Here is a 22,045-nt window from a genome sequence, read left to right on the forward strand (position 1 = left end):
GGTGGGCACATCGGGCATTTTCCCGGTAGAGACCAGTGTGGCGCACGTGACAAGAGGTGTTACGGTTGCTCCTCCTCGGGCCGCCACGCGGCCCGCATCGTCGCCGCGGGGCAACACAGTGTTACGCTCCCGGGCAGTCGACATCCTTTAACGATCCGTCCGGAGAGGCGGAGAAGGAGGTCATGTTTCTCGCATGGGTGCTACCGGTGATTCCGCTATTGGCCGGGAATCCCGAGAATTGATGTCCGCGGCCGACGTTGGTCGCACCATTTCTCGCATCGCACACCAGATCATCGAAAAGACTGCGCTGGATAGCCCTGAGGCGCCGCGGGTGGTGCTGTTGGGCATCCCGACTCGCGGTGTGACCCTGGCTAAGCGGCTGGCCAGCAATATCGGCGAATACTGCGGTGTTGAGGTCGGCCCCGGCGCGCTGGACATCACGCTGTACCGCGACGACCTGATGAGCAAGCCACCGCGGCCGCTGGAGGCGACGGCTATCCCGGTCGGCGGCATCGACGACGCGCTGGTGATTCTCGTCGACGACGTGCTCTACTCGGGGCGCTCGGTGCGTTCAGCGCTCGACGCGCTGCGCGATGTGGGCCGGCCTCGTGCGGTGCAATTGGCCGTGCTGGTCGACCGCGGCCACCGCGAACTGCCGGTGCGCGCCGACTACGTGGGCAAGAACGTTCCCACCTCGCGCAACGAGAGTGTGCATGTGCAGCTGCGCGAGCACGACGGTCGCGACGCCGTGGTGATATCCCGATGACCCCGCGCCATCTGCTGGCCGCCGGCGACTTGAGCCGCGACGAAGCCACCGCCATCCTCGACGACGCCGACCGGTTCGCCCAGGCGCTGGTAGGCCGGGAAATCAAGAAGCTGCCCACGCTGCGCGGCCGCACCGTCGTCACGATGTTCTACGAGAACTCGACACGAACCCGGGTCTCGTTCGAGGTGGCCGGCAAGTGGATGAGCGCCGACGTGATCAACGTCAGCGCGACCGGATCGTCGGTGGGCAAAGGCGAGTCGTTGCGCGATACTGCGCTGACGCTGCGCGCAGCCGGCGCTGACGCGCTGATCATCCGACATTCGGCCGCGGGCGCCGCGCGTCTGCTGGCCGACTGGACGTGTGCGAACAACGATGGCCCGTCGGTGATCAACGCCGGCGACGGCACCCATGAGCACCCCACGCAGGCGCTGCTGGATGCGCTGACCATCCGGCAACGACTCGGCGGCATCGAGGGCCGGCGTGTGGTGATCGTCGGCGACATCCTGCACAGCCGGGTGGCCCGTTCCAACGTGGCGTTGTTGCGCACGCTGGGCGCGGAAGTGGTGCTGGTGGCACCGCCGACATTGTTGCCGGCAGGTGTCGAGGATTGGCCGGTTACCGTCACCCATGACTTTGACGCCGAGCTGCCCGCCGCCGATGCGGTGCTGATGTTGCGGGTTCAGGCCGAGCGGATGAACGGCGGCTTCTTTCCCTCGGTACGTGAGTACTCGACGCTGTACGGACTTTCCGCGCGGCGCCAGGTGATGCTGCCCGGCCACGCCGTGGTGCTGCATCCCGGGCCGATGCTGCGCGGCATGGAGATCTCCTCATCGGTCGCCGACTCGGCGCAATCAGCTGTGCTGCAGCAGGTTTCCAACGGCGTACACGTGCGCATGGCGGTGTTGTTCCATGTGCTGGTCGGCACAGACACCGGTAAAGAAGGTGCGGCATGAGTGTGCTACTGCGCGGAGTTCGGCTTTACGGCGAAGGGGAGCGGGTCGATGTGTTGGTCGATGACGGCCAGATCGCCGAGATAGGTCTCCGACTAGTAATCCCCGAGTCCGCAGCTGTCATAGACGCCACCGATCACGTGCTGCTGCCCGGGCTCGTCGATCTGCACACCCATCTACGCGAGCCCGGCCGCGAATATGCCGAGGACATCGAAACGGGTTCGGCGGCTGCGGCTTTGGGAGGCTATACCGCGGTATTTGCGATGGCCAACACCCATCCGGTGGCCGACACCCCGGTGGTCACCGACCACGTCTGGCACCGCGGCCAGCAGGTGGGCTTGGTCGACGTGCATCCCGTTGGTGCGGTCACCGTCGGGTTAGGCGGCGTCGAGCTTACCGAGATGGGCATGATGAATGCCGGTGCCGCCCAAGTGCGGATGTTCTCTGACGACGGAGTTTGCGTGCATGACCCGCTGCTGATGCGCCGCGCCCTGGAATATGCCACCGGCCTCGGTGTGCTGATCGCCCAGCACGCCGAAGAGCCCAGGCTCACTCTTGGCGCCGTCGCGCACGAAGGCCCGAACGCCGCCAAGCTGGGTCTGTCGGGATGGCCCAGAGCCGCCGAGGAGTCGATCGTGGCCCGGGACGCCCTGCTGGCCCGCGACGCGCGCGCTCGGGTGCATATCTGCCATGCCTCCACCGCGGGCACTGTCGAAATAGTGAAATGGGCCAAGGCGCAGGGTATCTCGATTACCGCGGAAGTCACCCCCCATCACTTGCTGCTCGACGACAGCAGACTGGCCAGCTACGACGGCGTGAACCGCGTCAACCCCCCGCTGCGCGAAGCCTCCGACGCCGTCGCGCTGCGGCAGGCGCTGGCTGAGGGCATCATCGACTGTGTGGCAACCGACCACGCGCCCCATGCCGAGCACGAGAAATGCGTGGAATTCTGTGCAGCACGCCCAGGCATGCTCGGGTTACAGACCGCCTTGTCGGTGGTGGTACAGACCATGGTGCGGTCCGGCCTGATGGACTGGCGCGGTCTCGCGCGCGTGATGAGTGAGAATCCGGCGCGGATTGCAGGGCTGTCCGATCAGGGTCGGCCGCTGGAAGTGGGCGAGCCGGCCAACCTGGCAGTGGTCGACCCGGATGGCGCTTGGACGGTCACCGGGGCCGGCCTCGCCAGCCGGTCGGCCAACACTCCGTACGAGTCGATGACGCTGCCTGCCACCGTAACGGCGACTCTACTGCGCGGGAAGATCACCGCCCGAGACGGAAAGAGCCCGGCATGAACACCGGCACTCTGATTGGCTCCCTGATTTTCGCGGCGGTGTTGGTGGTGGCGATTGGCCTGGTGTTTGGGCTGATGATGCGAGGCTGGCGCCGCCGCGCCCGGCAGCAGGCGGAGCTGATTGGCGACCTGCCCGGTGTGCCAGACGAGGTCGGCGCCGCGGCTGGCACTTTGCGGGGTATCTATGTCGGGTGCACGGTATCGCCGGCGTGGAACAACCGGATCACCGCCGGTGATCTCGGCTACCGCAGCACTGCGGTGCTGACCCGCTACCCCGCCGGAATGCTACTCAAACGCACTGCCGCTCAACCTATTTGGATGCCGCACGAGTCGATAACCGCCGTTCGAACCGAGCGCGCTATGGCCGGAAAGGTCGCCGGCCGCGATTCGATACTGGCGATCCGGTGGCGACTGCCGTCCGGTGTCGAGATCGATATCGGGTTTCGGGCGGATAACCGTGATGATTACCACTGCTGGTTGGAAGGCTGGCTGGAGCCCCGAACGGAGGATGTGGCGTGACCAAAGCCCTGCTGGTACTCGAAGACGGCCGCGTCTTCACCGGGGCTCCGTTCGGCGCGATCGGCCAAACGCTGGGCGAAGCCGTGTTCAGCACCGGCATGTCCGGCTATCAGGAAACGCTGACCGATCCCAGCTATCACCGCCAGATTGTGGTGGCCACCGCGCCGCAGATCGGCAACACCGGCTGGAACGGTGAGGACGCCGAGAGTCGCGGCGACAAGATTTGGGTCGCCGGCTACGCGGTGCGCGACCCGTCGCCGCGTGCCTCCAACTGGCGTGCCACTGGCACACTCGAAGACGAGCTCATCCGCCAGCACATCGTCGGGATCTCCGGCATCGACACCCGCGCGGTGGTGCGGCATCTGCGCAGCCGTGGCTCGATGAAGGCCGGCGTGTTTTCCAGTGCTGCGCTCGCCGAACCCGACGAGTTGCTGCAGCGGGTGCGGGCCCAGCAGTCGATGTTGGGTGCTGATCTCGCCCGCGAGGTCAGCACACCGAGTACTTACACCGTCGAACCTGAAGGGCTGCAGCGCTTTACCGTGGCAGCACTCGACCTAGGGATCAAGACCAATACCCCACGCAATTTTGCTCGGCGCGGCATTCGCAGCCACGTGCTGCCGGCGACCGCCACCTTCGAGCAGATCGTTGCCCTCAAGCCCGACGGCGTGTTCTTGTCCAATGGCCCCGGGGACCCGGCTACCGCCGACCATGTCGTTGCGGTCACCCGCGAGGTGTTGGCCGCCGGTATTCCCTTGTTCGGCATTTGCTTCGGCAATCAGATCTTAGGTCGGGCGCTGGGCCTGTCGACCTACAAGATGGTGTTCGGGCACCGCGGGATCAACATCCCGGTCATCGACCACGCCACCGGACGGGTGGCGGTGACCTCGCAAAACCACGGGTTCGCGCTAGAAGGGGAGGCTGGCCAGCGCTTCGATACGCCGTTCGGTCCAGCGGTGATCAGCCACACCTGCGCCAACGACGGAGTGGTCGAAGGCGTCAAACTTGTTGACGGACGGGCGTTCTCGGTGCAATACCACCCGGAGGCCGCAGCCGGTCCGCACGATGCGGAGTATCTGTTTGACCAGTTTGTCGATTTGATGGCGAAAGGGGACTGCTAGTGCCGCGTCGCACCGACTTGCGCCACGTGCTGGTCATCGGTTCGGGGCCGATCGTCATCGGACAGGCCTGCGAGTTTGACTACTCCGGCACCCAAGCGTGCCGGGTGCTACGCGCCGAAGGGCTGCAAGTCAGCCTGGTCAATTCCAACCCGGCCACCATCATGACCGATCCGGAGTATGCCGACTTCACCTATGTCGAACCCATCACCGCGTCGTTCGTCGAGCGGGTGATCGCGCAGCAGGCCGAGCGCGGCAACAAGATCGACGCTCTACTGGCGACTCTGGGTGGGCAGACCGCGCTCAACACCGCGGTCGCGCTGTACCAGAACGGGGTGCTCGAGCGTTATGACGTCGAACTCATCGGCGCCGACTTCGACGCCATCCAGCGCGGTGAGGACCGGCAGCGGTTCAAAGACATCGTCGCCAAGGTTGGCGGCGAATCTGCGCGCAGCCGAGTCTGTTTCACCATGGACGAGGTCCGTGAGACCGTCGCGGAGCTCGGCCTGCCGGTCGTGGTGCGGCCCAGCTTTACCATGGGCGGTCTGGGTTCAGGTATGGCGCGTTCGGCCGACGAGGTGGAGCGGATGGCCGGCGCCGGGCTGGCTGCCTCACCCAGCGCCAACGTGCTCATCGAGGAATCGATCTACGGCTGGAAGGAGTTTGAGCTCGAGCTAATGCGCGACGGCCACGACAACGTGGTGGTGGTGTGCTCGATTGAGAACGTCGACCCGATGGGCGTGCACACCGGTGACTCCGTTACCGTCGCCCCGGCCATGACGCTGACCGATCGGGAATACCAGCGGATGCGAGATCTGGGCATCGCGATCCTGCGCGAGGTCGGCGTGGACACCGGCGGCTGCAACATTCAGTTCGCGGTCAACCCGCGCGACGGCCGGCTGATCGTGGTCGAGATGAACCCGCGGGTATCCCGGTCTAGTGCGTTGGCGTCCAAGGCCACCGGCTTCCCGATCGCCAAGATCGCCGCCAAGCTGGCCATCGGCTACCACCTCGACGAGATCGTCAACGACATCACCAAGGAAACACCCGCCTGCTTCGAGCCCACCCTGGACTATGTAGTGGTCAAGGCGCCCCGGTTCGCGTTCGAGAAGTTTCCTGGCGCCGATCCCACGTTGACCACCACGATGAAATCTGTCGGGGAAGCAATGTCTTTGGGCCGCAATTTCATCGAGGCGCTCGGTAAGGTGATGCGCTCGCTGGAGACCACCCGTGCTGGGTTCTGGACCGCCCCGGATTCCGGAGGTGACGTCGATCAGGTACTGGCCCGCCTGCAGACGCCCACCGAAGACCGGCTCTACGACATCGAACTGGCGTTGCGGCTGGGTGCCGGTATCGAACGGGTGGCCCAGGCCAGCGGCGTCGATCCGTGGTTCGTCGCCCAGATCGATGAGCTGGTAGGGCTGCGTGCTGAGCTTGTCGACGCACCGGTGCTGGACGCGGAGCTGCTGCGGTACGCCAAGCACAGTGGGCTGTCCGATCGCCAGATCGCCGCGCTGCGACCGGAATTGGCCGGGGAAAACGGGGTGCGGTCATTGCGGGAACGGCTGGGTATCCACCCGGTGTACAAGACGGTGGATACCTGCGCGGCGGAGTTCGAGGCCAAGACGCCCTACCACTACAGCAGCTATGAACTTGACCCGTCCGCCGAGACCGAGGTGGCTGCGCAGACCGAGCAGCCGAAGGTGTTGATCCTGGGATCCGGGCCCAACCGGATCGGCCAGGGCATCGAATTCGACTACAGCTGTGTTCATGCGGCAACCACGTTGAGCCAGGCAGGCTTTGAGACGGTCATGGTCAACTGCAACCCAGAGACGGTGTCCACTGACTACGACACCGCCGATCGCTTGTATTTCGAGCCATTGACGTTCGAGGATGTCCTCGAGGTGTTCCGGGCCGAGGAGCAGTCGGCCATCGGGGGCCCGGGTGTGGTCGGGGTGATCGTGCAATTGGGCGGCCAGACGCCGCTCGGGCTGGCGCAACGGCTTGCCGACGCCGGAGTTCCGATCGTGGGTACCCCCCCGGAAGCCATCGACCTGGCCGAGGACCGCGGCGCCTTCGGCGACGTGTTGACCGCTGCGGGGCTGCCGGCACCGAAATATGGCACTGCAACGACTTTCGCGCAGGCCCGCCGGATCGCCGACGAGATCGGTTACCCGGTGCTGGTACGGCCTTCGTACGTCCTGGGGGGTCGCGGCATGGAGATCGTCTACGACGACGAGACACTGCGCGGCTACATCACCCGGGCTACCCAGCTCTCGCCCGAACATCCGGTGCTGGTCGACCGTTTCCTCGAAGATGCGGTCGAGATCGACGTGGACGCGCTGTGTGACGGCACCGAGGTCTACATCGGCGGCATCATGGAGCACATCGAGGAGGCCGGGGTGCATTCCGGTGACTCCGCCTGCGCGCTGCCGCCGGTGACATTGGGCCGCAGCGACATCGAGAAGGTGCGCCAGGCCACCGAAGCCATTGCCCACGGTATCGGCGTGGTGGGTCTGCTCAACGTGCAGTACGCACTCAAAGACGACATCCTCTACGTGCTGGAGGCCAACCCGCGGGCCAGCCGCACGGTGCCGTTCGTCTCCAAAGCCACCGCTATCCCGCTTGCCAAAGCATGTGCGCGGATCATGCTGGGTGCCAGTATTTCTCAATTGCGCGAGGAGGGAATGCTGGCAGCTTCCGGAGATGGCGCCCACGCCGACCCCCACGCCCCCATCGCGGTCAAAGAAGCCGTGATGCCGTTCCACCGGTTTCGCTGCGCCGACGGGGCCGCCATCGATTCGCTGCTGGGCCCGGAGATGAAATCGACCGGTGAGGTGATGGGTATCGACCGCGATTTTGGCAGCGCTTTCGCCAAGAGCCAGACGGCGGCCTACGGCTCGTTGCCTGTCCGCGGGACGGTATTTGTGTCGGTTGCCAACCGGGACAAGCGCTCACTGGTGTTTCCGGTCAAGCGGCTCGCCGACCTGGGTTTCCGGGTCCTGGCCACCGAGGGAACAGCGGAGATGTTGCGCCGCAATGGAATTCCGTGCGACGAGGTGCGTAAGCATTTCGAGTCACCGCAGCCTGGCCGGCCCGAGATGTCGGCCGTGGACGCTATCCGCGCCGGTGAGGTCGACATGGTGATCAACACGCCCTACGGCAACTCCGGTCCGCGCATCGACGGCTACGAGATCCGTTCGGTCGCGGTGGCCGTCAACATCCCCTGCATCACCACGGTGCAAGGCGCGTCAGCGGCTGTGCAGGGCATCGAAGCCGGAATTCGCGGCGACATCGGGGTGCGCTCGCTGCAAGAGTTGCACCGCGCGATCGATTCTCGGGGTGCTGTTCAGTGACCGGCTTCGGCGCCCGGCTGGCGCAGGCACGAACGCGCCGGGGGCCGCTGTGCTTGGGCATCGACCCACACCCCGAGTTGCTCCGGGCTTGGGACCTGCCGCCCACCGCCGACGGTCTGGCCGCGTTCAGCGACATCTGTGTGCAGGCTTACGCCGGTTTCGCGGTGGTGAAGCCGCAGGTGGCATTTTTCGAGGCCTACGGTGCGGCGGGGTTTGCGGTGCTGGAACGCACCATCGCCGCTCTGCGAGCCAACGGCGTGCTGGTGCTGGCGGACGCCAAGCGCGGTGACATCGGATCTACGATGGCCGCCTATGCCGCGGCCTGGGCCGGAGACTCGCCACTGGCCGCCGACGCGGTGACCGCCTCGCCGTATCTGGGGTTCGGGTCGCTGCGCCCGCTGCTGGAGGTCGCCGCAGCCCACGACCGAGGCGTGTTCGTGCTGGCGGCCACCTCAAATCCCGAGGGCGCGACGGTGCAGCGCGCCGACGCCGCCGGCCGCACGGTGGCCCAGCTGATCGTGGATCAGGTCGGGGCCGAAAACCGGGCCGCCGGATCCGAGCACGGTTCGGTGGGCGTAGTCATCGGCGCGACCGTCCTGCAGCCACCCGACCTCAGTGCCCTGGGCGGACCGGTGCTGGTGCCGGGTATCGGCGTTCAGGGCGGCCGGTTGGAGGCACTCGGCGGACTGGGCGGGGCTACGTCGGGTCAGCTGTTGCCTGCGGTGTCGCGCGAGGTGTTGCGCGCGGGCCCCGGCATCGCAGAGGTGCGGGCCGCTGGCGAACGGATGCTCGAGGCGGTCGCGTACCTGTCGGCGCGATAGCGGGTGTAAGCCAAGCGACACGCGCAACGATGCAATGAAAAATGCGTGATCCGCGGCACTGCGCTTCGCGGGCCCTTCCACCGCCGGTCACCCCGCGAGTTGGTCACGCCTTTCTGGGCCCTCTGCGTGCCGGAAACCGCTGCTAGGCGGGGGTTTCACAGTCCAAAGTGTGGACATCTGGCCATTGTCTGCGCATGGTGCTGAGTGGCTGACAGCGCCCTTCGGTGCCCCGTTGACTCAGGTCGGGGGCCGGGGCCACGCTGGGAATTTGTCGCCGTTACCAGGGGGTCGGGTTAGATTTCGTCCGAAAGCGTGAGTACGGTCGTCTGCGCTGGCTGTAGTACCCGGCCAAGACAAATGAAGATCGATTGATATCGATGAGAGACGGAGGAATCGTGGCCCTTCCCCAGTTGACCGACGAGCAGCGCGCGGCCGCGTTGGAGAAGGCTGCTGCCGCACGTCGAGCGCGAGCAGAGCTCAAGGACCGGCTCAAGCGCGGCGGCACCAACCTCACCCAGGTGCTCAAGGACGCCGAGACCGACGAAGTCTTGGGCAAGATGAAGGTGTCTGCGCTGCTGGAGGCGTTGCCGAAGGTGGGCAAGGTCAAGGCGCAGGAAATCATGACTGAGCTGGAAATTGCGCCGACTCGTCGCTTGCGTGGTCTGGGCGACCGCCAGCGCAAGGCCCTGCTGGAAAAGTTCGGCTCCGCCTAGTCCCGCCGCGGGAATGCAGGCCGAACGGCCTGTGGGAGGCGTCGACGCAGGGGCACCAGTGAGCCCTTGCCGAGGACCGGGCACCGGACGTGTGGTCGTGTTGTCCGGTCCCTCCGCGGTCGGCAAGTCGACAGTGGTCCGGTGTCTGCGTGAGCAGGTACCGGATCTGCACTTCAGTGTCTCGGCTACCACGCGGGCGCCGCGGCCGGGTGAGGTCGACGGCGTGGACTACCGCTTTGTCAGCCCCGCCCACTTCCAGCACCTGGTCGACCAGGGCGAGCTGCTGGAGTGGGCCGAAATCCACGGCGGCCTACATCGCTCGGGCACCCTGGCCCAACCTGTACGGGCAGCCACCGCGTCAGGTTTTCCGGTGCTGATCGAGGTCGACCTGGCCGGGGCCCGCGCGATCAAGAAAGCCATGCCCGAGGCCGTCACAGTCTTTCTGGCACCGCCCAGCTGGGAGGACTTGAAGGCCAGGCTGATCGGCCGGGGTACCGAGACACCCGAAGTTATCCGCCGCCGCCTGGAGACCGCGCGCACCGAACTGGCTGCCCAAGATGACTTCGACAAAGTCGTGGTGAACCGTCGATTGGAGTCCGCGTGCGCTGAATTGGTATCCTTGCTGGTTAGTGCTACGCCCGGCTCGGCATGAGCCCAGCCGGATCTGAAAAATCACGTCTTTGCCATTTTTGCTTCGCTCTCCAGGAGAAGAGTCTTCAGTGAGTATTCCGCAGTCCGACGCGTCGTTGGCCGCCGTGCCCACCACCGATCAGTACGATCCGGCGACAGGCGGGGTAAGCGCCTACGACACCCCGCTGGGCATCACCAATCCGCCCATCGACGAATTGTTGGACCGAGTCTCGAGCAAATACGCTCTGGTGATCTATGCGGCAAAGCGCGCCCGGCAGATCAACGACTACTACAACCAGCTCGGTGAGGGCATTTTGGAATACGTGGGTCCGCTCGTCGAGCCGGGGCTGCAGGAAAAGCCGCTGTCCATCGCGCTGCGCGAGATCCACGCCGATCTGCTCGAGCACACCGAGGGCGAGTAACACGGCGGGCCCCGGATGGACGGCAAACGGATCCCCAAACAGGTCATCGTCGGCGTGTCCGGTGGCATCGCCGCCTACAAGGCGTGCACGGTTGTCCGTCAGCTCGCTGAAGCTGGCTATGAGGTCCGGGTCATCCCTACCGAATCCGCACTACGCTTCGTCGGGGCCGCCACCTTCGAGGCGCTCTCCGGTCACCCGGTACACACGGATGTCTTCTCCGACGTGCCCGCGGTTCCGCATGTTCGTATCGGCCAGCACGCCGAGCTGGTCGTCGTCGCGCCGGCCACTGCGGACCTCCTCGCTCGCGCGGTCCATGGCCGCGCCGACGATCTGTTGACCGCGACCCTGCTCACGGCACGGTGTCCGGTGCTTTTCGCACCGGCAATGCACACCGAGATGTGGTTACACCCGGCCACCGTCGACAATGTGGCCACGTTGCGCCGCCGGGGTGCCGTGGTACTGGAACCCGCCTCGGGACGGCTCACCGGCACTGACAGCGGGCCGGGAAGACTGCCCGAGGCCGAGGAGATCACCACCTTCGCCCACCTGCTGCTGGAGCGCCACGACGCCCTGCCCTACGACCTTGGGGGGCGCAAGCTGCTGGTCACCGCTGGCGGCACTCGGGAGCCGATCGATCCGGTGCGCTTCATCGGCAACCGCAGCTCCGGCAAGCAGGGCTACGCGGTGGCACGAGTTGCTGCCCAGCGCGGGGCCGAGGTCACTTTGATCGCCGGGCATACCGCAGGTCTCATCGATCCGGCCGGTGTCAACGTGGTGCGCGTCAGCTCGGCGCAGCAACTCGGCGACGCAGTGTCCAAGCACGCACCCGAGGCCGACGTGCTGGTCATGGCGGCAGCGGTGGCCGACTTCCGGCCGGCACAGGTTTCGGCGGCCAAGATCAAAAAAGGCGCCGACGAGCCGCCGACGATCGAGCTGTTACGCAATGATGACGTGCTAGCCGGCGCGGTGGCGGCCCGCGAGCACGGGCAGCTGCCCAATATGCGGGCCATTGTGGGGTTTGCCGCCGAGACCGGCGACGCCGACGGCGACGTGCTGTTTCACGCCCGGGAAAAGCTGCGCCGCAAGGGCTGCGATCTCTTGGTTGTCAACGCGGTCGGCGACGGCAGGGCCTTCGAGGTGGACAGCAACGACGGCTGGCTGTTGGCCTCCGATGGAACCGAACTGGCGTTGCAGCACGGTTCTAAGACTTTAATGGCTAGTCGTATCGTTGATGCGATCGTCACGTTTCTACATGGCGACGGCAGGTGACTGTACGGCTCCTGAACAGGTGCTGAGCGATCCCTTGCCCGAGTGGACGGACTACAACTGATGCCGGAGGATATAATTCGGCTAGCTAATTATCGGAAGGATGAAGTAGTGAGCGAAAAGGGTCGGCTGTTCACCAGTGAGTCGGTGACCGAGGGACATCCCGACAAGATCTGTGATGCAATCAGCGACTCGGTTCTCGATGCGTTGCTGGCGGAGGACCCACGCTCACGTGTGGCGGTCGAGACGCTGGTGACCACCGGGCAGGTGCACGTGGTGGGCGAGGTGACGACCGCGGCAAAGGCCGCCTTCGCCGACATCACGAACACCGTGCGCGCCCGCATTCTGGAGATCGGCTACGACTCTTCGGACAAGGGCTTCGACGGGGCGACGTGCGGAGTAAACATCGGCATTGGCTCGCAATCGCCCGACATTGCTCAGGGCGTTGACACTGCCCACGAAGCACGCGTGGAGGGCGCGGCCGATCCGCTGGACTCGCAGGGCGCTGGTGATCAGGGCCTGATGTTCGGCTATGCGATCAACGACACGCCGGAGCTGATGCCGCTGCCCATCGCATTGGCCCACCGGCTGTCGCGGCGGCTGACTGAGGTCCGCAAGAACGGGGTGTTGCCCTACCTGCGGCCCGATGGCAAGACGCAGGTCACCATCGCTTACGAGGACAATGTTCCGGTGCGGCTGGACACCGTGGTGGTCTCTACCCAGCACGCCGCCGATGTTGATCTGGTAAACACGCTGGATCCCGACATACGGGAGAAGGTGCTCACGACGGTGCTGGACGACTTGGCGCACGAGACGCTGGACGCCTCAGCGACGCGGGTGCTGGTCAATCCCACCGGCAAGTTCGTGCTCGGCGGCCCCATGGGCGACGCGGGCCTCACAGGTCGCAAGATCATCGTCGACACCTACGGCGGCTGGGCCCGCCATGGTGGCGGCGCCTTCTCCGGTAAGGACCCCTCTAAGGTGGACCGATCCGCGGCATACGCCATGCGCTGGGTGGCCAAGAACGTCGTTGCCGCCGGGCTGGCTGACCGGGTGGAGGTGCAGGTGGCCTATGCCATCGGCAAGGCCGCCCCGGTTGGCTTGTTTGTCGAAACCTTTGGCACCGAGGCGGTTGACCCGGTCAAGATCGAGAAGGCCATCGGTGAGGTATTCGATCTGCGGCCCGGGGCGATCATCCGCGACCTGGACTTGCTGCGCCCAATCTATGCGCCGACTGCTGCCTACGGGCACTTCGGGCGCACTGATATCGAACTACCGTGGGAGCAGCTCAACAAGGTCGACGACCTCAAGCGCGCGATCTAGTTGCTGGCGCGAGCAGACACAGAATCGCACTACGCGGGCTTCCCGCGTGCGATTCTGTGTCTGCTCGCGAGCTGGGTGCCGCTCATCGTCCGGCGCTGGGCGGCAGGGGATGGTCGGGGTCTAGCGCGGGCAGGCCGTCGATGCTGTGCCGGTTGCGCTCGATGATGCGAACGTAGCTGTCCTCAGGTGCCTTTTGATGATGGGCGTCGAGCACCGGGCGTTCATCGACCAGCTCGTAATAGGGCACCGCGAACCCGCACGCATCGGCGATACGGTCGACGTCGACGACGATCGCGGCCCGGGTTCCCGCATGTAGGGTCGGGAAATGTGTTCGGATGCGGTCGAATTCGGCGTCATCGGGGCGCACCACCCGGCCGGTGCCGAACAGTCGCAAGATCCGGGAGTTGCGGGTGAAAGAGCAGAACATGATGGTGATCCGGCCGTTGTCGCGCAGGTGCGCGATTGTCTCGGCGCCACTGCCGAACAGGTCGACATAAGCGACAGTGTGGTCGTCAAGCACCGCGAACGTGTCCCGGTAACCCTTGGGCGAGAGGTTGACGCGACCGCCATCGGACGGCGCGGTGGCCACGAAGAACATGGCCTGCTTGCCAATGAAGTCGCGGAGCGACTTGTCGATGTGGGAAAACACCTTCGCCATCGACATCGCCTCCTACCAGTCCGCAACGAGACCTGAGCCTAACGCGGTCCGCTGGGGTTGGCGCGGGTGAGATTGGTCTCTCCGCAGCCGTTAACCGGTAAACCGGTAACTGGTGAGATTGAAATGACGACCGCGCCAGTAAGCCTCAAGCGTCGTCGTAGGGCGTAACGGTACGTCGCCGTTCTTGTCGAAATAGTAGCTGTTGGCCAGCCGGCAACTGTCCTGCCAAAAGACCTGGCGGTAGCGGCGCCGCATCACCTCGGCGAAGTAGCGGGCGTTGGCTTCCTCGGTCACTTCGACACGAGTCGCGCCGTCGCGGCGGGCCCGCTTGAGGCACCGCAAGATATGGTGGGTCTGCGTTTCGATGAGCGCGAAATATGACGAGCCGACATACCCGTACGGGCCGAACACGGTGAAGAAGTTGGGGTAACCGGGAATACTGACGCCCTGGTAGGCCTGCGTCCGGTGCTCGTCCCAGAATTGGCTTAGGGAGCGGCCTTCGCGGCCGATCACCGGATAAGTGAGCAAGTCGTCGATGTTGAGCACCTGGAAACCGGTCGCCAAGATCAAGACGTCGACCTCGTGGCTAGCGCCGTCGGTGGTGGCCACTGCGGTGGCGGTGATCTTGCTGATCGGTTCGGTGACCAACCGTACGTTGCCGCGATTAAAGGTGGACAGGTAGCTGTTGTGGAAGCCGGGCCGTTTGCAGCCCACGGCATAACGTGGGGTGAGCTGGCTGCGCACCACAGGATCTTTGACCTGCCGGCGCAGATAACGCCGCCCCAGTGCCGCGCTCCATCGGGCCAGCGGAAACACTGTGAAATAGTGCGCCGAGATTGGGAAGGTCGCCTCCACAAAGGCCTGGCTCAGCCCCCGTTGGATGGCGCGCACTCCCGGCATCCGCATGGCCCAGCGGGCCGCCGCCGGTAGCGGCACGTCGAACTTGGGGAAACACCAGATCGGTGTTCGCTGAAAAACGTTGAGCTGCTTGACTATTGGCGCGATTTCGGCAATGACTTGGACAGCCGAGGCGCCGGTGCCGATGATGGCGACCCGCTTACCCGACAGGTCCTGGCGGTGATCCCAGCGCGCGGTGTGCATAGTCGCGCCGCCAAACGAGTCCACCCCGTCGATGTCGGGCAGTCGCGGCACTGTGAGTACCCCGCTGGCGTTGATGACGAACCTGGCGGTGATTTCGCCGCAGGTGTCGGTATGGACCCGCCATAGACTCTGCTCGTCGTCGAACTCGGCCGATAACACCTTGGTGTTGAACCGAATTCGGGACCGGATGCCGTACTTGTCGACGCAGTGCTCGGCGTAGGCCCGCAGTTCGCGACCGGGGGCGTAGGTTCGCGACCACTGCGGGCTCTGCTCGAAGGAGAACTGGTAGGAAAACGACGGAATGTCGACGGCGATGCCGGGATAGGTGTTCCAGTACCAAGTGCCGCCGACGCCATTGCCGGCCTCAATCAACAGGTAGTGAGGGAAGCCGGCCTGGTCGAGCTTGATCGCTGCGCCGATACCAGAGAATCCGGCGCCGACAATGACGACGTGGTAACCGGGCTCGGTGGTCATGAGCGCCTACGTCCTGGTGAAGTACCTGCGGCGCCGCGCCGCGTGTCGGTGTGGCTGTGAGCGTTTCGCGGGCCGCTCAGCGGTGACCGTGGCCATAACGCCACTGTAAGGGCAAGGCTGGCCCTTGGAAATGGCATCGCGAATCCGCGGAAGCGCAGCGCCGTGGTCGATGAGCGCGACGCAAGGTTGGGGACCTCCTGCGGCCACCGGCGACGCGATGCGGTTACTCGGGATTCCCGCGGTTCCCACGGCTGACCTGGCTGAGATGTTGCGCTGCTGCGTTTTTGGGGCAGGCAGCGGGTCGTGCTCATGGGCTCATGAAAGTCCGCCCCTTCGCGCTCGCTCAACGAAGCGCGATCTCGGCCTCGCATGGCATCCTTATTGGCTACGCGTAACGCAAAATCGCGGTCGCGTCGGCGGCTTTGTCACGTGTGCAGCGCTTTCTTCAGCGCTGCCAGGCCGCGATCGGTGGCCTCGGCGGCCGCGGGCACCATCAGGGCAAAGCTGGCGTAGCCGTGCACCAGGTGCGGCTCGTTGTACCACTCCACGGGCACCCCGGCGGCGCGAAGCAACTCCGCATAGCGAGCGCCGTCGTCACGCAGCGGGTCGTGCTCGGCAGTGCCGATGAAGGCGGGCGGCAGACCCGAAAGGTCGGCGTTGCCCGGGGCGAGGGTGGCCGGCAGCGTTGTGTGGTCACTGAGGTCCAGGCCCGGGACATACCACGATAGGAACGCTTGGATGGCGTCGGTATCCAGGATTGGAGCGGCGGCGTTCTCGGTAAAGGACGGCAGCGCCAGGTCACCGATGCACGACGGATACCACAGCAGCTGGAAGGCCAAATCCGGTCCGTTGTCGCGGGCCAGCTGCGCCATGACGGCAGAGATATTGCCGCCCGCGGAATCACCGGCGACAGCAATCCGACGGGGGTCACCGCCGAGCTCGGCCGCGTGCTCGCCGACCCAGCGCAGCGCCGCGAAGCTGTCGTCGACCCCGGCCGGGTAGGGGTGCTCGGGGGCAAGCCGGTAGTCGACGGCCACCACGATGGCCTCGGTGCCGACAGCATGAACACGTGCGACATGGTCATGGGTGTCCAAACTGCCGAGCGACCAGCCGCCGCCGTGGTAGAAAACGACCAGCGGCATGGGCTCGTCGCCGGTGCTAGCTGGCCAATAGATCCGAACCGGAATGTTGGTGACCTCGCCGTAGCCGACCCTGAGGTTCTCGATCCGCAATTGCGGAAGCAACTCCGGGGGTGGCTGCAGCGCAGCGAGCCGCTCTCGGGCAACGTGGACGCCGTCGGCGGCGTTGAAGGTTGTCGGAACTGCATCGAGCAACATGGTGAGTATCGGATCGATACCAGGTCGGGCGATCGTCGGCTCCGTCATGTCCTCACGGTACGCACGACTAGAGCTCACCGTGCAGAGCGGCGCGCAACGCCGCCAGCCCGCGATCCATCGCGCTAGTAGCGGCGGGCACCACACCTGCGTAGCCGACATAGCCGTGCACCATCGTCTCGGCGTTATGGACCTCGACGGGGACACCAGCGGCGGCCAGCAGCTCGCCATAGCGGATGCCGTCGTCACGCAGTGGGTCGTAGCCGGCGACGGCGATGTAGGCGGGTGCCAGGTCGGCCAGGTTGCGCGCCCGGCCCGGTGCCATTGTTGCCGGCGGGTTTGACAGGTCGATATCGCCTGCGTACCAACGCGAGAAGGCGGCCACGGCTTTGGTGTCGAGGATCAGCGCAGTGGCATTCTCTGTGAACGACGGCAGTGACTGGTCCCACATCGTCGAGGGGTACCACAACAATTGGAATGCGATCGGCGGATTGCTTTCATCGCGGGCACGCTGAGCGGTGACTGCGGCGATGGTGCCGCCGGCCGAGTCTCCGGCCACCGCGATGCGGGCGTTGTCAGCACCAATCTCGGCCCCCTTGTGTGCCACCCATAGCGTTGCCGCCCAAGCGTCTTCGATGGCTGCAGGATATGGATGCTCGGGCGCCAGCCGATAGTCAACGGACACCACCACCGCGCCGGCGCCGACGGCATGCTGGCGGCAGCTGCCGTCGTGGGTGTCGAGATCGCCCATGACGAAGCCGCCGCCGTGGAAGTACATCACCACCGGGCGGTTGTTGTCGGGATTGAAATCATCTGGTGGCCAATAGATTCGGATGTTGATAGCCCCGCCCGGCCCGTCGATCGACCGGTCCTCGACCCGCAGCTCCGGGTATACCGGTCGGCGCGGCAGATCGCGCAACCGCTGGCGTACCGCGTCTATGCCATCCTCAGTCGATAGCCGAAACGGAACCGCATCCAGTACCTTCAGCAGGATGGGGTCGATTGCGGGTTTTCCGGCGGCGGTGTTGTCCAAATTGGGCATGCAGGTACCGTACGCACCGCGTTTTGTGGCTGGGAGCTGGGTAGTAGCCGGCTGGGCGGGCCTGGCGTACGGCGTGTACTTGACTGTGATCGCGATGCGGCGCCCGCCGGGAACCGAGCTGACGGGTCACTGGATCTTGCAGCCGCCGTTCAAAGCGTCGATGGCGGTGCTGCTGGCTATCGCGGCGATGGCGCATCCCATCGCCCGCGAGCGGCGGTGGCTGGTGCCGGCGCTGCTGTTCTCGGCCGCCGGCGACTGGCTGCTAGCTATCCCATGGTGGACGCAGTCCTTCGTATTCGGGCTAGCCTCATTCTTGTTGGCGCACTTGTGTTTTCTTGGGGCGATGGCGCCGCTGGCATTCGGTTCGGCGCCGTCGCGCCCGCGCCTTGCCGCCGCCGTGCTGATGTGTGCGACGTCCGCGTCGCTGTTGGTTTGGTTCTGGCCCCACCTTGGGCAGGACAAGCTGACCATTCCCGTGACCGTCTACATCGTGGTTTTAACCGCCATGGTGTGCACTGCGTTCTTGGCCCGGCTTCCGACGATCTGGACTGCCGTCGGCGCGCTGAGTTTTGCCGCGTCGGATTCGATGATTGCGATCGGCCGGTTCATCCTGGGCAACGAGGCGCTGGCGGTTCCGATCTGGTGGTCGTATGCGGCCGCGGAAGTCCTGATCACCGCCGGGTTCTTTTTTGGTCGCGAGGTCCCGGTCAACACTCGTGAGTCTGCCGAAAGCTAACGGACCGCGCCGACGGCGCGGATGGACCAAACAAAGTGTCTAGCACGGTTTCTCGCGGCTCAGACCGCACACCGATCGATGTCGAGCCGATCGCACGGGTGCTTCCGATGCTCTCGGTGCCGCACCTAGACCGCGAGTTCGACTATCTGGTGGCAGCCGAACAGTCCGATGATGCCCAGCCGGGGGTACGGGTACGGGTGCGGTTCCACGGCCGGCTGGTGGACGGGTTTGTGCTCGAGCGTCGCAACGATACCGATCACCAGGGCAAGCTGGGTTGGCTGGATCGGGTGGTGTCACCGGAACCAGTGCTCACACCGGAGACCCGTCGGTTGGTCGACGCGGTGGCCGCGCGTTACGCCGGTACTCGGGCCGATGTGTTGCGGTTGGCGATTCCCGCCCGCCACGCCAGGGTGGAGCGGGAAGCCAATGCGGTTACCGATCGGCCTGATGTTGCGTCGATCGACCCGTCGGGCTGGCAGGCTTACGGGCGAGGTGGACAGTTCTTGGGGGCACTCGCCGAGGCGCGGGCGGCTCGAGCGGTCTGGCAGGCGTTGCCGGGGGAGCAGTGGGCAAACCGATTCGCCGAGGCCGCGGCGCAGACGGTACGGACGGGCCGCGCGGTGCTGGCGATCGTGCCAGACCAGCGGGATTTGGACACCCTGTGGCAGGCCGCGACTGCCCGTATCGACGAGCGCAGCGTGGTGGCCTTGTCAGCCGGCTTGGGCCCAGCCGCTCGTTATCGCAAGTGGCTGGCCGCGCTGCGGGGCAGTGCACGATTGGTGATCGGTACCCGCAGCGCAGTGTTCGCGCCGGTAGGGGATCTGGGACTGGTCATGGTGTGGGCTGACGGCGACGACACCCTGGCCGAGCCGCGCGCCCCCTATCCTCATGCCCGGGAGGTGGCGATGTTGCGCGCGCATCAGGCCCGCAGCGCAGCGCTGATCGGCGGCTACGCGCGGACCGCCGAAGCCCACGCGCTGGTGCGCAGCGGGTGGGCGCACGACATCGTGGCGGCCAGGCCGCTGGTGCGTGCCCGCAGCCCGCGCGTCGTTGCGCTAGACAACAGTGGCTACGCCGATGAGCGCGATCCGGCCGCTCACACCGCCCGGATACCGTCCATCGCTCTGCGTGCCGCGCGCTCGGCGCTACAAGCCGGGGCATCCGTGCTGGTGCAGGTGCCTCGGCGCGGGTATGTGCCGGCGCTGGCATGCGGAGGTTGTCGCGCGATCGCCCGGTGCCGGCACTGCACTGGCCCATTGTCGCTGCAGGAGCGTGGCGGAGGTGGCGCGGTCTGCCGCTGGTGCGGGCGCACGGAGCCGACGCTGCGATGTGCACGTTGTGGATCGGATGCGGTTCGTGCCGTGGTGGTCGGGGCCCGACGTACCGCCGAGGAACTCGGCCGGGCCTTCCCGGGTACGGCGGTTATCACTTCGTCGGGTGATGCCGTCGTGGCGGAGGTTGCCGCGCGTCAGGCATTGGTGGTTGCCACCCCAGGAGCCGAGCCGCGGGTCTCCGATGGATACGGGGCGGCGCTGCTGTTGGACACCTGGTCGCTGCTGGGCCGACAGGATCTGCGCGCCGCCGAGGACGCGCTAGGGCGCTGGATGGCTGCGGCGGCGCTGGTGCGCCCGCGTGGTGACGGCGGTGTGGTGATCGTGGTCGCCGAATCTTTCATTCCGACCGTGCAATCGCTGATTCGCTGGGATCCGGTGGGTCATGCCGAGGCCGAACTGGTCGCCCGAAGCGAGGTGGGCCTGCCACCGAGCGTGCACGTGGCCGCCCTCGATGGCACCAACGAGGCGGTACGGGCTCTGCTTGATCAAGCAGAGTTGCCCGTGCAGGCGGAGCTACTCGGCCCGGTCGATCTGCCGCTCGGCGTGCGCCGCCCCGCGGGCACCCCTGGAGACGCGACGGTCATCAGAATGCTGGTGCGGGTTCGCCGAGACCAGGGCCTGGCGTTGGCAGCGTGTCTGCGGCGTGGCATCGCTGTGCTTAGTGCGCGGCAAACTCACGATCCGGTGCGGGTACAGATCGACCCGTTACACATCGGTTAGTGGGCGGCCGGTCGGCTGCCTCAGCGCCTACGCGCGGTGAAGATCAAATACTCCCACTTCATCACACCGTCCTTGAGGTACTCGTCGCTGAGTTCGGTAAGTTCGGCATCGAGCCTGGCAACGCGCTCTGGGTCGTCGCCGATATTGCGGTACGCGTTGATCACCGGACCGTAGCAATCCTTGAAGTAGTCGGCGCACTCTTTGGGATGGTCGAACCGGTCCACTTCTAGCAATCCGCGCTGGGTGCGGATATCGCTGACGTGGTCACTAAATAGATCGTTGATGTACTCTTCCTGGCCCCACCACACCTCCTGGGGCGCGTCCTTCGGCAGCGTCGGCCGGTGTGGTCGGATGGTGGACAGCAACTGGCCGTAGAAACCGTCCGGTGTCCAACTCAGCACACTGATCTTGCCGCCGCGACGGCAAACCCGAGCAAGTTCGTCGGCCGTGCGCTGATGACGCGGGGCAAACATCGCTCCGATCGCGGAGAGCACTACGTCGAACTCGCCGAAGCCGAACGGCAGGGCCTCGGCATTGGCTTCTCGCCAGCCGAGTTTCAGTCCCGCAGCTGCGGCTCGATGTTGAGCGCGCCGCAGCAGCTCCGGTGTCAGGTCGCTGGCGACGACATGGGCACCCGCTCGAGCAGCGGCGAGCGCCGCATTTCCGGTACCGGCGCCGACGTCGAGCACGCGATCACCGCGGCGAATTCCGCTGGCGAAGACCAGGGTCGGACCCAGCGGGGCCAGCACCTCGTCAGCGAGCGCGGCGTAATCGCCGAGCGCCCACACTTCGCGATGGGTCCTGGCAGAAACCCGCCGGGTGACCGGTGTGTCGAGCGCCATCGAACTCCTGCCGAAATGTGAGAATTCGCACAGAACGTCCGTCTTCGTTGACGGTGGTCGGCGGAGGCAGTCAAGTGTGAATACCTGCAATTCATCATGACCGCCAGATATTATAGGTCTTAGCGATATTCGATGTCTACGATTGTAGGACGCTGTTACACTTTTACTTTGCTATTTCCGTTTAAGAAATGACGACGTTGACGACCCGGGGGCGCCGGGGAAGGGGAAGTAAGATGTCCACGGAGAACGCGTCAGTAGCGCAAGAATCATTGGATATGCTGACTGATTCACTGCTGACGGCGTCCCGCTTGTTGGTAGCCATCTCGGCTCATTCCATTGCGCAGGTCGACGAGACCATCACCATCCCGCAATTTCGCACCTTAGTGATTCTGTCCAACCAGGGTCCGGTCAACCTGGCGACACTGGCGACCCTGCTAGGGGTGCAACCGTCAGCCACCGGACGGATGGTCGACCGGCTCGTCGGCGCGGGAATGATCGACCGGCAGCCACACCCGACCTCCCGGCGTGAGCTGCTCGCGGTGCTGACCAAGCGGGGGCGGGACCTGGTTCGGCAAGTCACCGCGTACCGGCGCGCCGAGATTGCCCGCATTGTCGAGCAAATGCCGGCAGCG

Annotated in this window: 20 protein-coding genes; 15 read left to right on the forward strand and 5 right to left on the reverse strand. The window is 65.6% G+C overall.

Annotated features, from left to right (window positions below; translation table 11 throughout):
* Positions 1-193 precede the first annotated feature (193 nt).
* From pyrR to metK, 12 genes are all read left to right on the forward strand, one after another.
* Positions 194-766: a bifunctional pyr operon transcriptional regulator/uracil phosphoribosyltransferase PyrR gene (gene pyrR / locus F0Q45_RS14825; protein WP_149654659.1), complete on the forward strand. Its 573-nt coding sequence runs from the start codon at positions 194-196 to the stop codon at positions 764-766.
* Entirely contained in the window at positions 763-1,719 is a 957-nt protein-coding gene (locus tag F0Q45_RS14830) for an aspartate carbamoyltransferase catalytic subunit (RefSeq protein ID WP_149654660.1), read from the forward strand. The genes pyrR and F0Q45_RS14830 overlap by 4 nt, the downstream gene beginning before the upstream one ends.
* Complete coding sequence (locus tag F0Q45_RS14835) at positions 1,716-3,008, forward strand: dihydroorotase (protein ID WP_149654661.1); 1,293 nt, start codon at positions 1,716-1,718, stop codon at positions 3,006-3,008. The genes F0Q45_RS14830 and F0Q45_RS14835 overlap by 4 nt, the downstream gene beginning before the upstream one ends.
* Positions 3,005-3,526 carry a PH-like domain-containing protein gene (locus F0Q45_RS14840; RefSeq protein ID WP_149654662.1) on the forward strand — a complete coding sequence of 174 codons (522 nt, stop codon included), beginning with the start codon at positions 3,005-3,007 and terminating at the stop codon, positions 3,524-3,526. The genes F0Q45_RS14835 and F0Q45_RS14840 overlap by 4 nt, the downstream gene beginning before the upstream one ends.
* Complete coding sequence (carA, locus tag F0Q45_RS14845) at positions 3,523-4,644, forward strand: glutamine-hydrolyzing carbamoyl-phosphate synthase small subunit (protein ID WP_149654663.1); 1,122 nt, start codon at positions 3,523-3,525, stop codon at positions 4,642-4,644. The genes F0Q45_RS14840 and carA overlap by 4 nt, the downstream gene beginning before the upstream one ends.
* Complete coding sequence (gene carB / locus F0Q45_RS14850) at positions 4,644-7,997, forward strand: carbamoyl-phosphate synthase large subunit (protein WP_149654664.1); 3,354 nt, start codon at positions 4,644-4,646, stop codon at positions 7,995-7,997. Before carA ends, carB begins: the two co-directional genes overlap by 1 nt.
* The gene (gene pyrF, locus F0Q45_RS14855) at positions 7,994-8,818 is read left to right on the forward strand and encodes an orotidine-5'-phosphate decarboxylase (protein WP_149654665.1); all 825 of its coding nucleotides are present in this window, start codon (positions 7,994-7,996) and stop codon (positions 8,816-8,818) included. The genes carB and pyrF overlap by 4 nt, the downstream gene beginning before the upstream one ends.
* A 395-nt stretch (positions 8,819-9,213) precedes the next feature.
* The gene (mihF, locus tag F0Q45_RS14860; protein WP_015355818.1) at positions 9,214-9,531 is read left to right on the forward strand and encodes an integration host factor, actinobacterial type; all 318 of its coding nucleotides are present in this window, start codon (positions 9,214-9,216) and stop codon (positions 9,529-9,531) included.
* 91 nt (positions 9,532-9,622) lie between these two features.
* Positions 9,623-10,183 carry a guanylate kinase gene (gene gmk / locus F0Q45_RS14865; RefSeq protein ID WP_262491015.1) on the forward strand — a complete coding sequence of 187 codons (561 nt, stop codon included), beginning with the start codon at positions 9,623-9,625 and terminating at the stop codon, positions 10,181-10,183.
* Between the two features lie 67 nt (positions 10,184-10,250).
* Complete coding sequence (gene rpoZ, locus F0Q45_RS14870) at positions 10,251-10,583, forward strand: DNA-directed RNA polymerase subunit omega (protein WP_149654667.1); 333 nt, start codon at positions 10,251-10,253, stop codon at positions 10,581-10,583.
* A 15-nt stretch (positions 10,584-10,598) separates the two neighbouring features.
* Positions 10,599-11,852 (forward strand): bifunctional phosphopantothenoylcysteine decarboxylase/phosphopantothenate--cysteine ligase CoaBC, encoded by a 1,254-nt coding sequence (gene coaBC, locus F0Q45_RS14875; protein WP_149654668.1) that lies wholly within the window; start codon positions 10,599-10,601, stop codon positions 11,850-11,852.
* Between the two features lie 108 nt (positions 11,853-11,960).
* On the forward strand, positions 11,961-13,172 hold the full coding sequence (gene metK / locus F0Q45_RS14880) for a methionine adenosyltransferase (protein ID WP_149654669.1): 1,212 nt from the start codon (positions 11,961-11,963) through the stop codon (positions 13,170-13,172).
* A gap of 82 nt (positions 13,173-13,254) precedes the next feature.
* Here the strand turns inward: metK and F0Q45_RS14885 are convergent, their stop codons facing one another.
* From F0Q45_RS14885 to F0Q45_RS14900, 4 genes are all read right to left on the reverse strand, one after another.
* On the reverse strand, positions 13,255-13,830 hold the full coding sequence (locus tag F0Q45_RS14885; protein ID WP_149654670.1) for a pyridoxamine 5'-phosphate oxidase family protein: 576 nt from the start codon (positions 13,828-13,830) through the stop codon (positions 13,255-13,257).
* Between the two features lie 90 nt (positions 13,831-13,920).
* Complete coding sequence (locus F0Q45_RS14890) at positions 13,921-15,405, reverse strand: flavin-containing monooxygenase (protein ID WP_149654671.1); 1,485 nt, start codon at positions 15,403-15,405, stop codon at positions 13,921-13,923.
* Between the two features lie 425 nt (positions 15,406-15,830).
* Complete coding sequence (locus F0Q45_RS14895) at positions 15,831-16,790, reverse strand: alpha/beta hydrolase (protein WP_149654672.1); 960 nt, start codon at positions 16,788-16,790, stop codon at positions 15,831-15,833.
* A gap of 19 nt (positions 16,791-16,809) precedes the next feature.
* Positions 16,810-17,781: an alpha/beta hydrolase gene (locus tag F0Q45_RS14900; protein WP_149654673.1), complete on the reverse strand. Its 972-nt coding sequence runs from the start codon at positions 17,779-17,781 to the stop codon at positions 16,810-16,812.
* On the opposite strand from F0Q45_RS14900, the gene F0Q45_RS14905 reads away from it, so the two are divergent.
* Positions 17,780-18,517: a lysoplasmalogenase gene (locus F0Q45_RS14905; RefSeq protein WP_149654676.1), complete on the forward strand. Its 738-nt coding sequence runs from the start codon at positions 17,780-17,782 to the stop codon at positions 18,515-18,517. The two genes, F0Q45_RS14900 and F0Q45_RS14905, sit on opposite strands and share 2 nt — an antisense overlap.
* A 107-nt stretch (positions 18,518-18,624) precedes the next feature.
* A complete protein-coding gene (locus F0Q45_RS14910; RefSeq protein WP_149654677.1) occupies positions 18,625-20,571 on the forward strand; it encodes a primosomal protein N' in 1,947 nt (648 codons plus the stop codon).
* Between the two features lie 20 nt (positions 20,572-20,591).
* Here the strand turns inward: F0Q45_RS14910 and F0Q45_RS14915 are convergent, their stop codons facing one another.
* Positions 20,592-21,413: a class I SAM-dependent methyltransferase gene (locus F0Q45_RS14915; protein ID WP_149654674.1), complete on the reverse strand. Its 822-nt coding sequence runs from the start codon at positions 21,411-21,413 to the stop codon at positions 20,592-20,594.
* A 233-nt stretch (positions 21,414-21,646) separates the two neighbouring features.
* Between F0Q45_RS14915 and F0Q45_RS14920 the strand changes: the two genes are divergently transcribed.
* Positions 21,647-22,045 (forward strand): MarR family transcriptional regulator (locus tag F0Q45_RS14920; protein WP_149654675.1); only part of this gene is annotated, 399 nt, incomplete at its 3' end.

Origin of the sequence: Mycobacterium simiae (genome assembly GCF_008370645.1) — a bacterium.
Lineage (GTDB): Bacteria > Actinomycetota > Actinomycetes > Mycobacteriales > Mycobacteriaceae > Mycobacterium > Mycobacterium simiae_A.

Bases quoted from the DNA above. Each gene is read 5' to 3' on its own strand.
- pyrR (WP_149654659.1), top strand. From the start codon at position 194: ATGGGTGCTACCGGTGATTCCGCTATTGGCCGGGAATCCCGAGAATTG.
- F0Q45_RS14830 (WP_149654660.1), top strand. From the start codon at position 763: ATGACCCCGCGCCATCTGCTGGCCGCCGGCGACTTGAGCCGCGACGAA.
- F0Q45_RS14835 (WP_149654661.1), top strand. From the start codon at position 1,716: ATGAGTGTGCTACTGCGCGGAGTTCGGCTTTACGGCGAAGGGGAGCGG.
- F0Q45_RS14840 (WP_149654662.1), top strand. From the start codon at position 3,005: ATGAACACCGGCACTCTGATTGGCTCCCTGATTTTCGCGGCGGTGTTG.
- coaBC (WP_149654668.1), top strand. From the start codon at position 10,599: ATGGACGGCAAACGGATCCCCAAACAGGTCATCGTCGGCGTGTCCGGT.
- F0Q45_RS14885 (WP_149654670.1), bottom strand. From the start codon at position 13,830: ATGGCGAAGGTGTTTTCCCACATCGACAAGTCGCTCCGCGACTTCATT.
- F0Q45_RS14890 (WP_149654671.1), bottom strand. From the start codon at position 15,405: ATGACCACCGAGCCCGGTTACCACGTCGTCATTGTCGGCGCCGGATTC.
- F0Q45_RS14895 (WP_149654672.1), bottom strand. From the start codon at position 16,790: ATGACGGAGCCGACGATCGCCCGACCTGGTATCGATCCGATACTCACC.
- F0Q45_RS14905 (WP_149654676.1), top strand. From the start codon at position 17,780: ATGCAGGTACCGTACGCACCGCGTTTTGTGGCTGGGAGCTGGGTAGTA.
- F0Q45_RS14900 (WP_149654673.1), bottom strand. From the start codon at position 17,781: ATGCCCAATTTGGACAACACCGCCGCCGGAAAACCCGCAATCGACCCC.
- F0Q45_RS14910 (WP_149654677.1), top strand. From the start codon at position 18,625: ATGCTCTCGGTGCCGCACCTAGACCGCGAGTTCGACTATCTGGTGGCA.
- F0Q45_RS14915 (WP_149654674.1), bottom strand. From the start codon at position 21,413: ATGGCGCTCGACACACCGGTCACCCGGCGGGTTTCTGCCAGGACCCAT.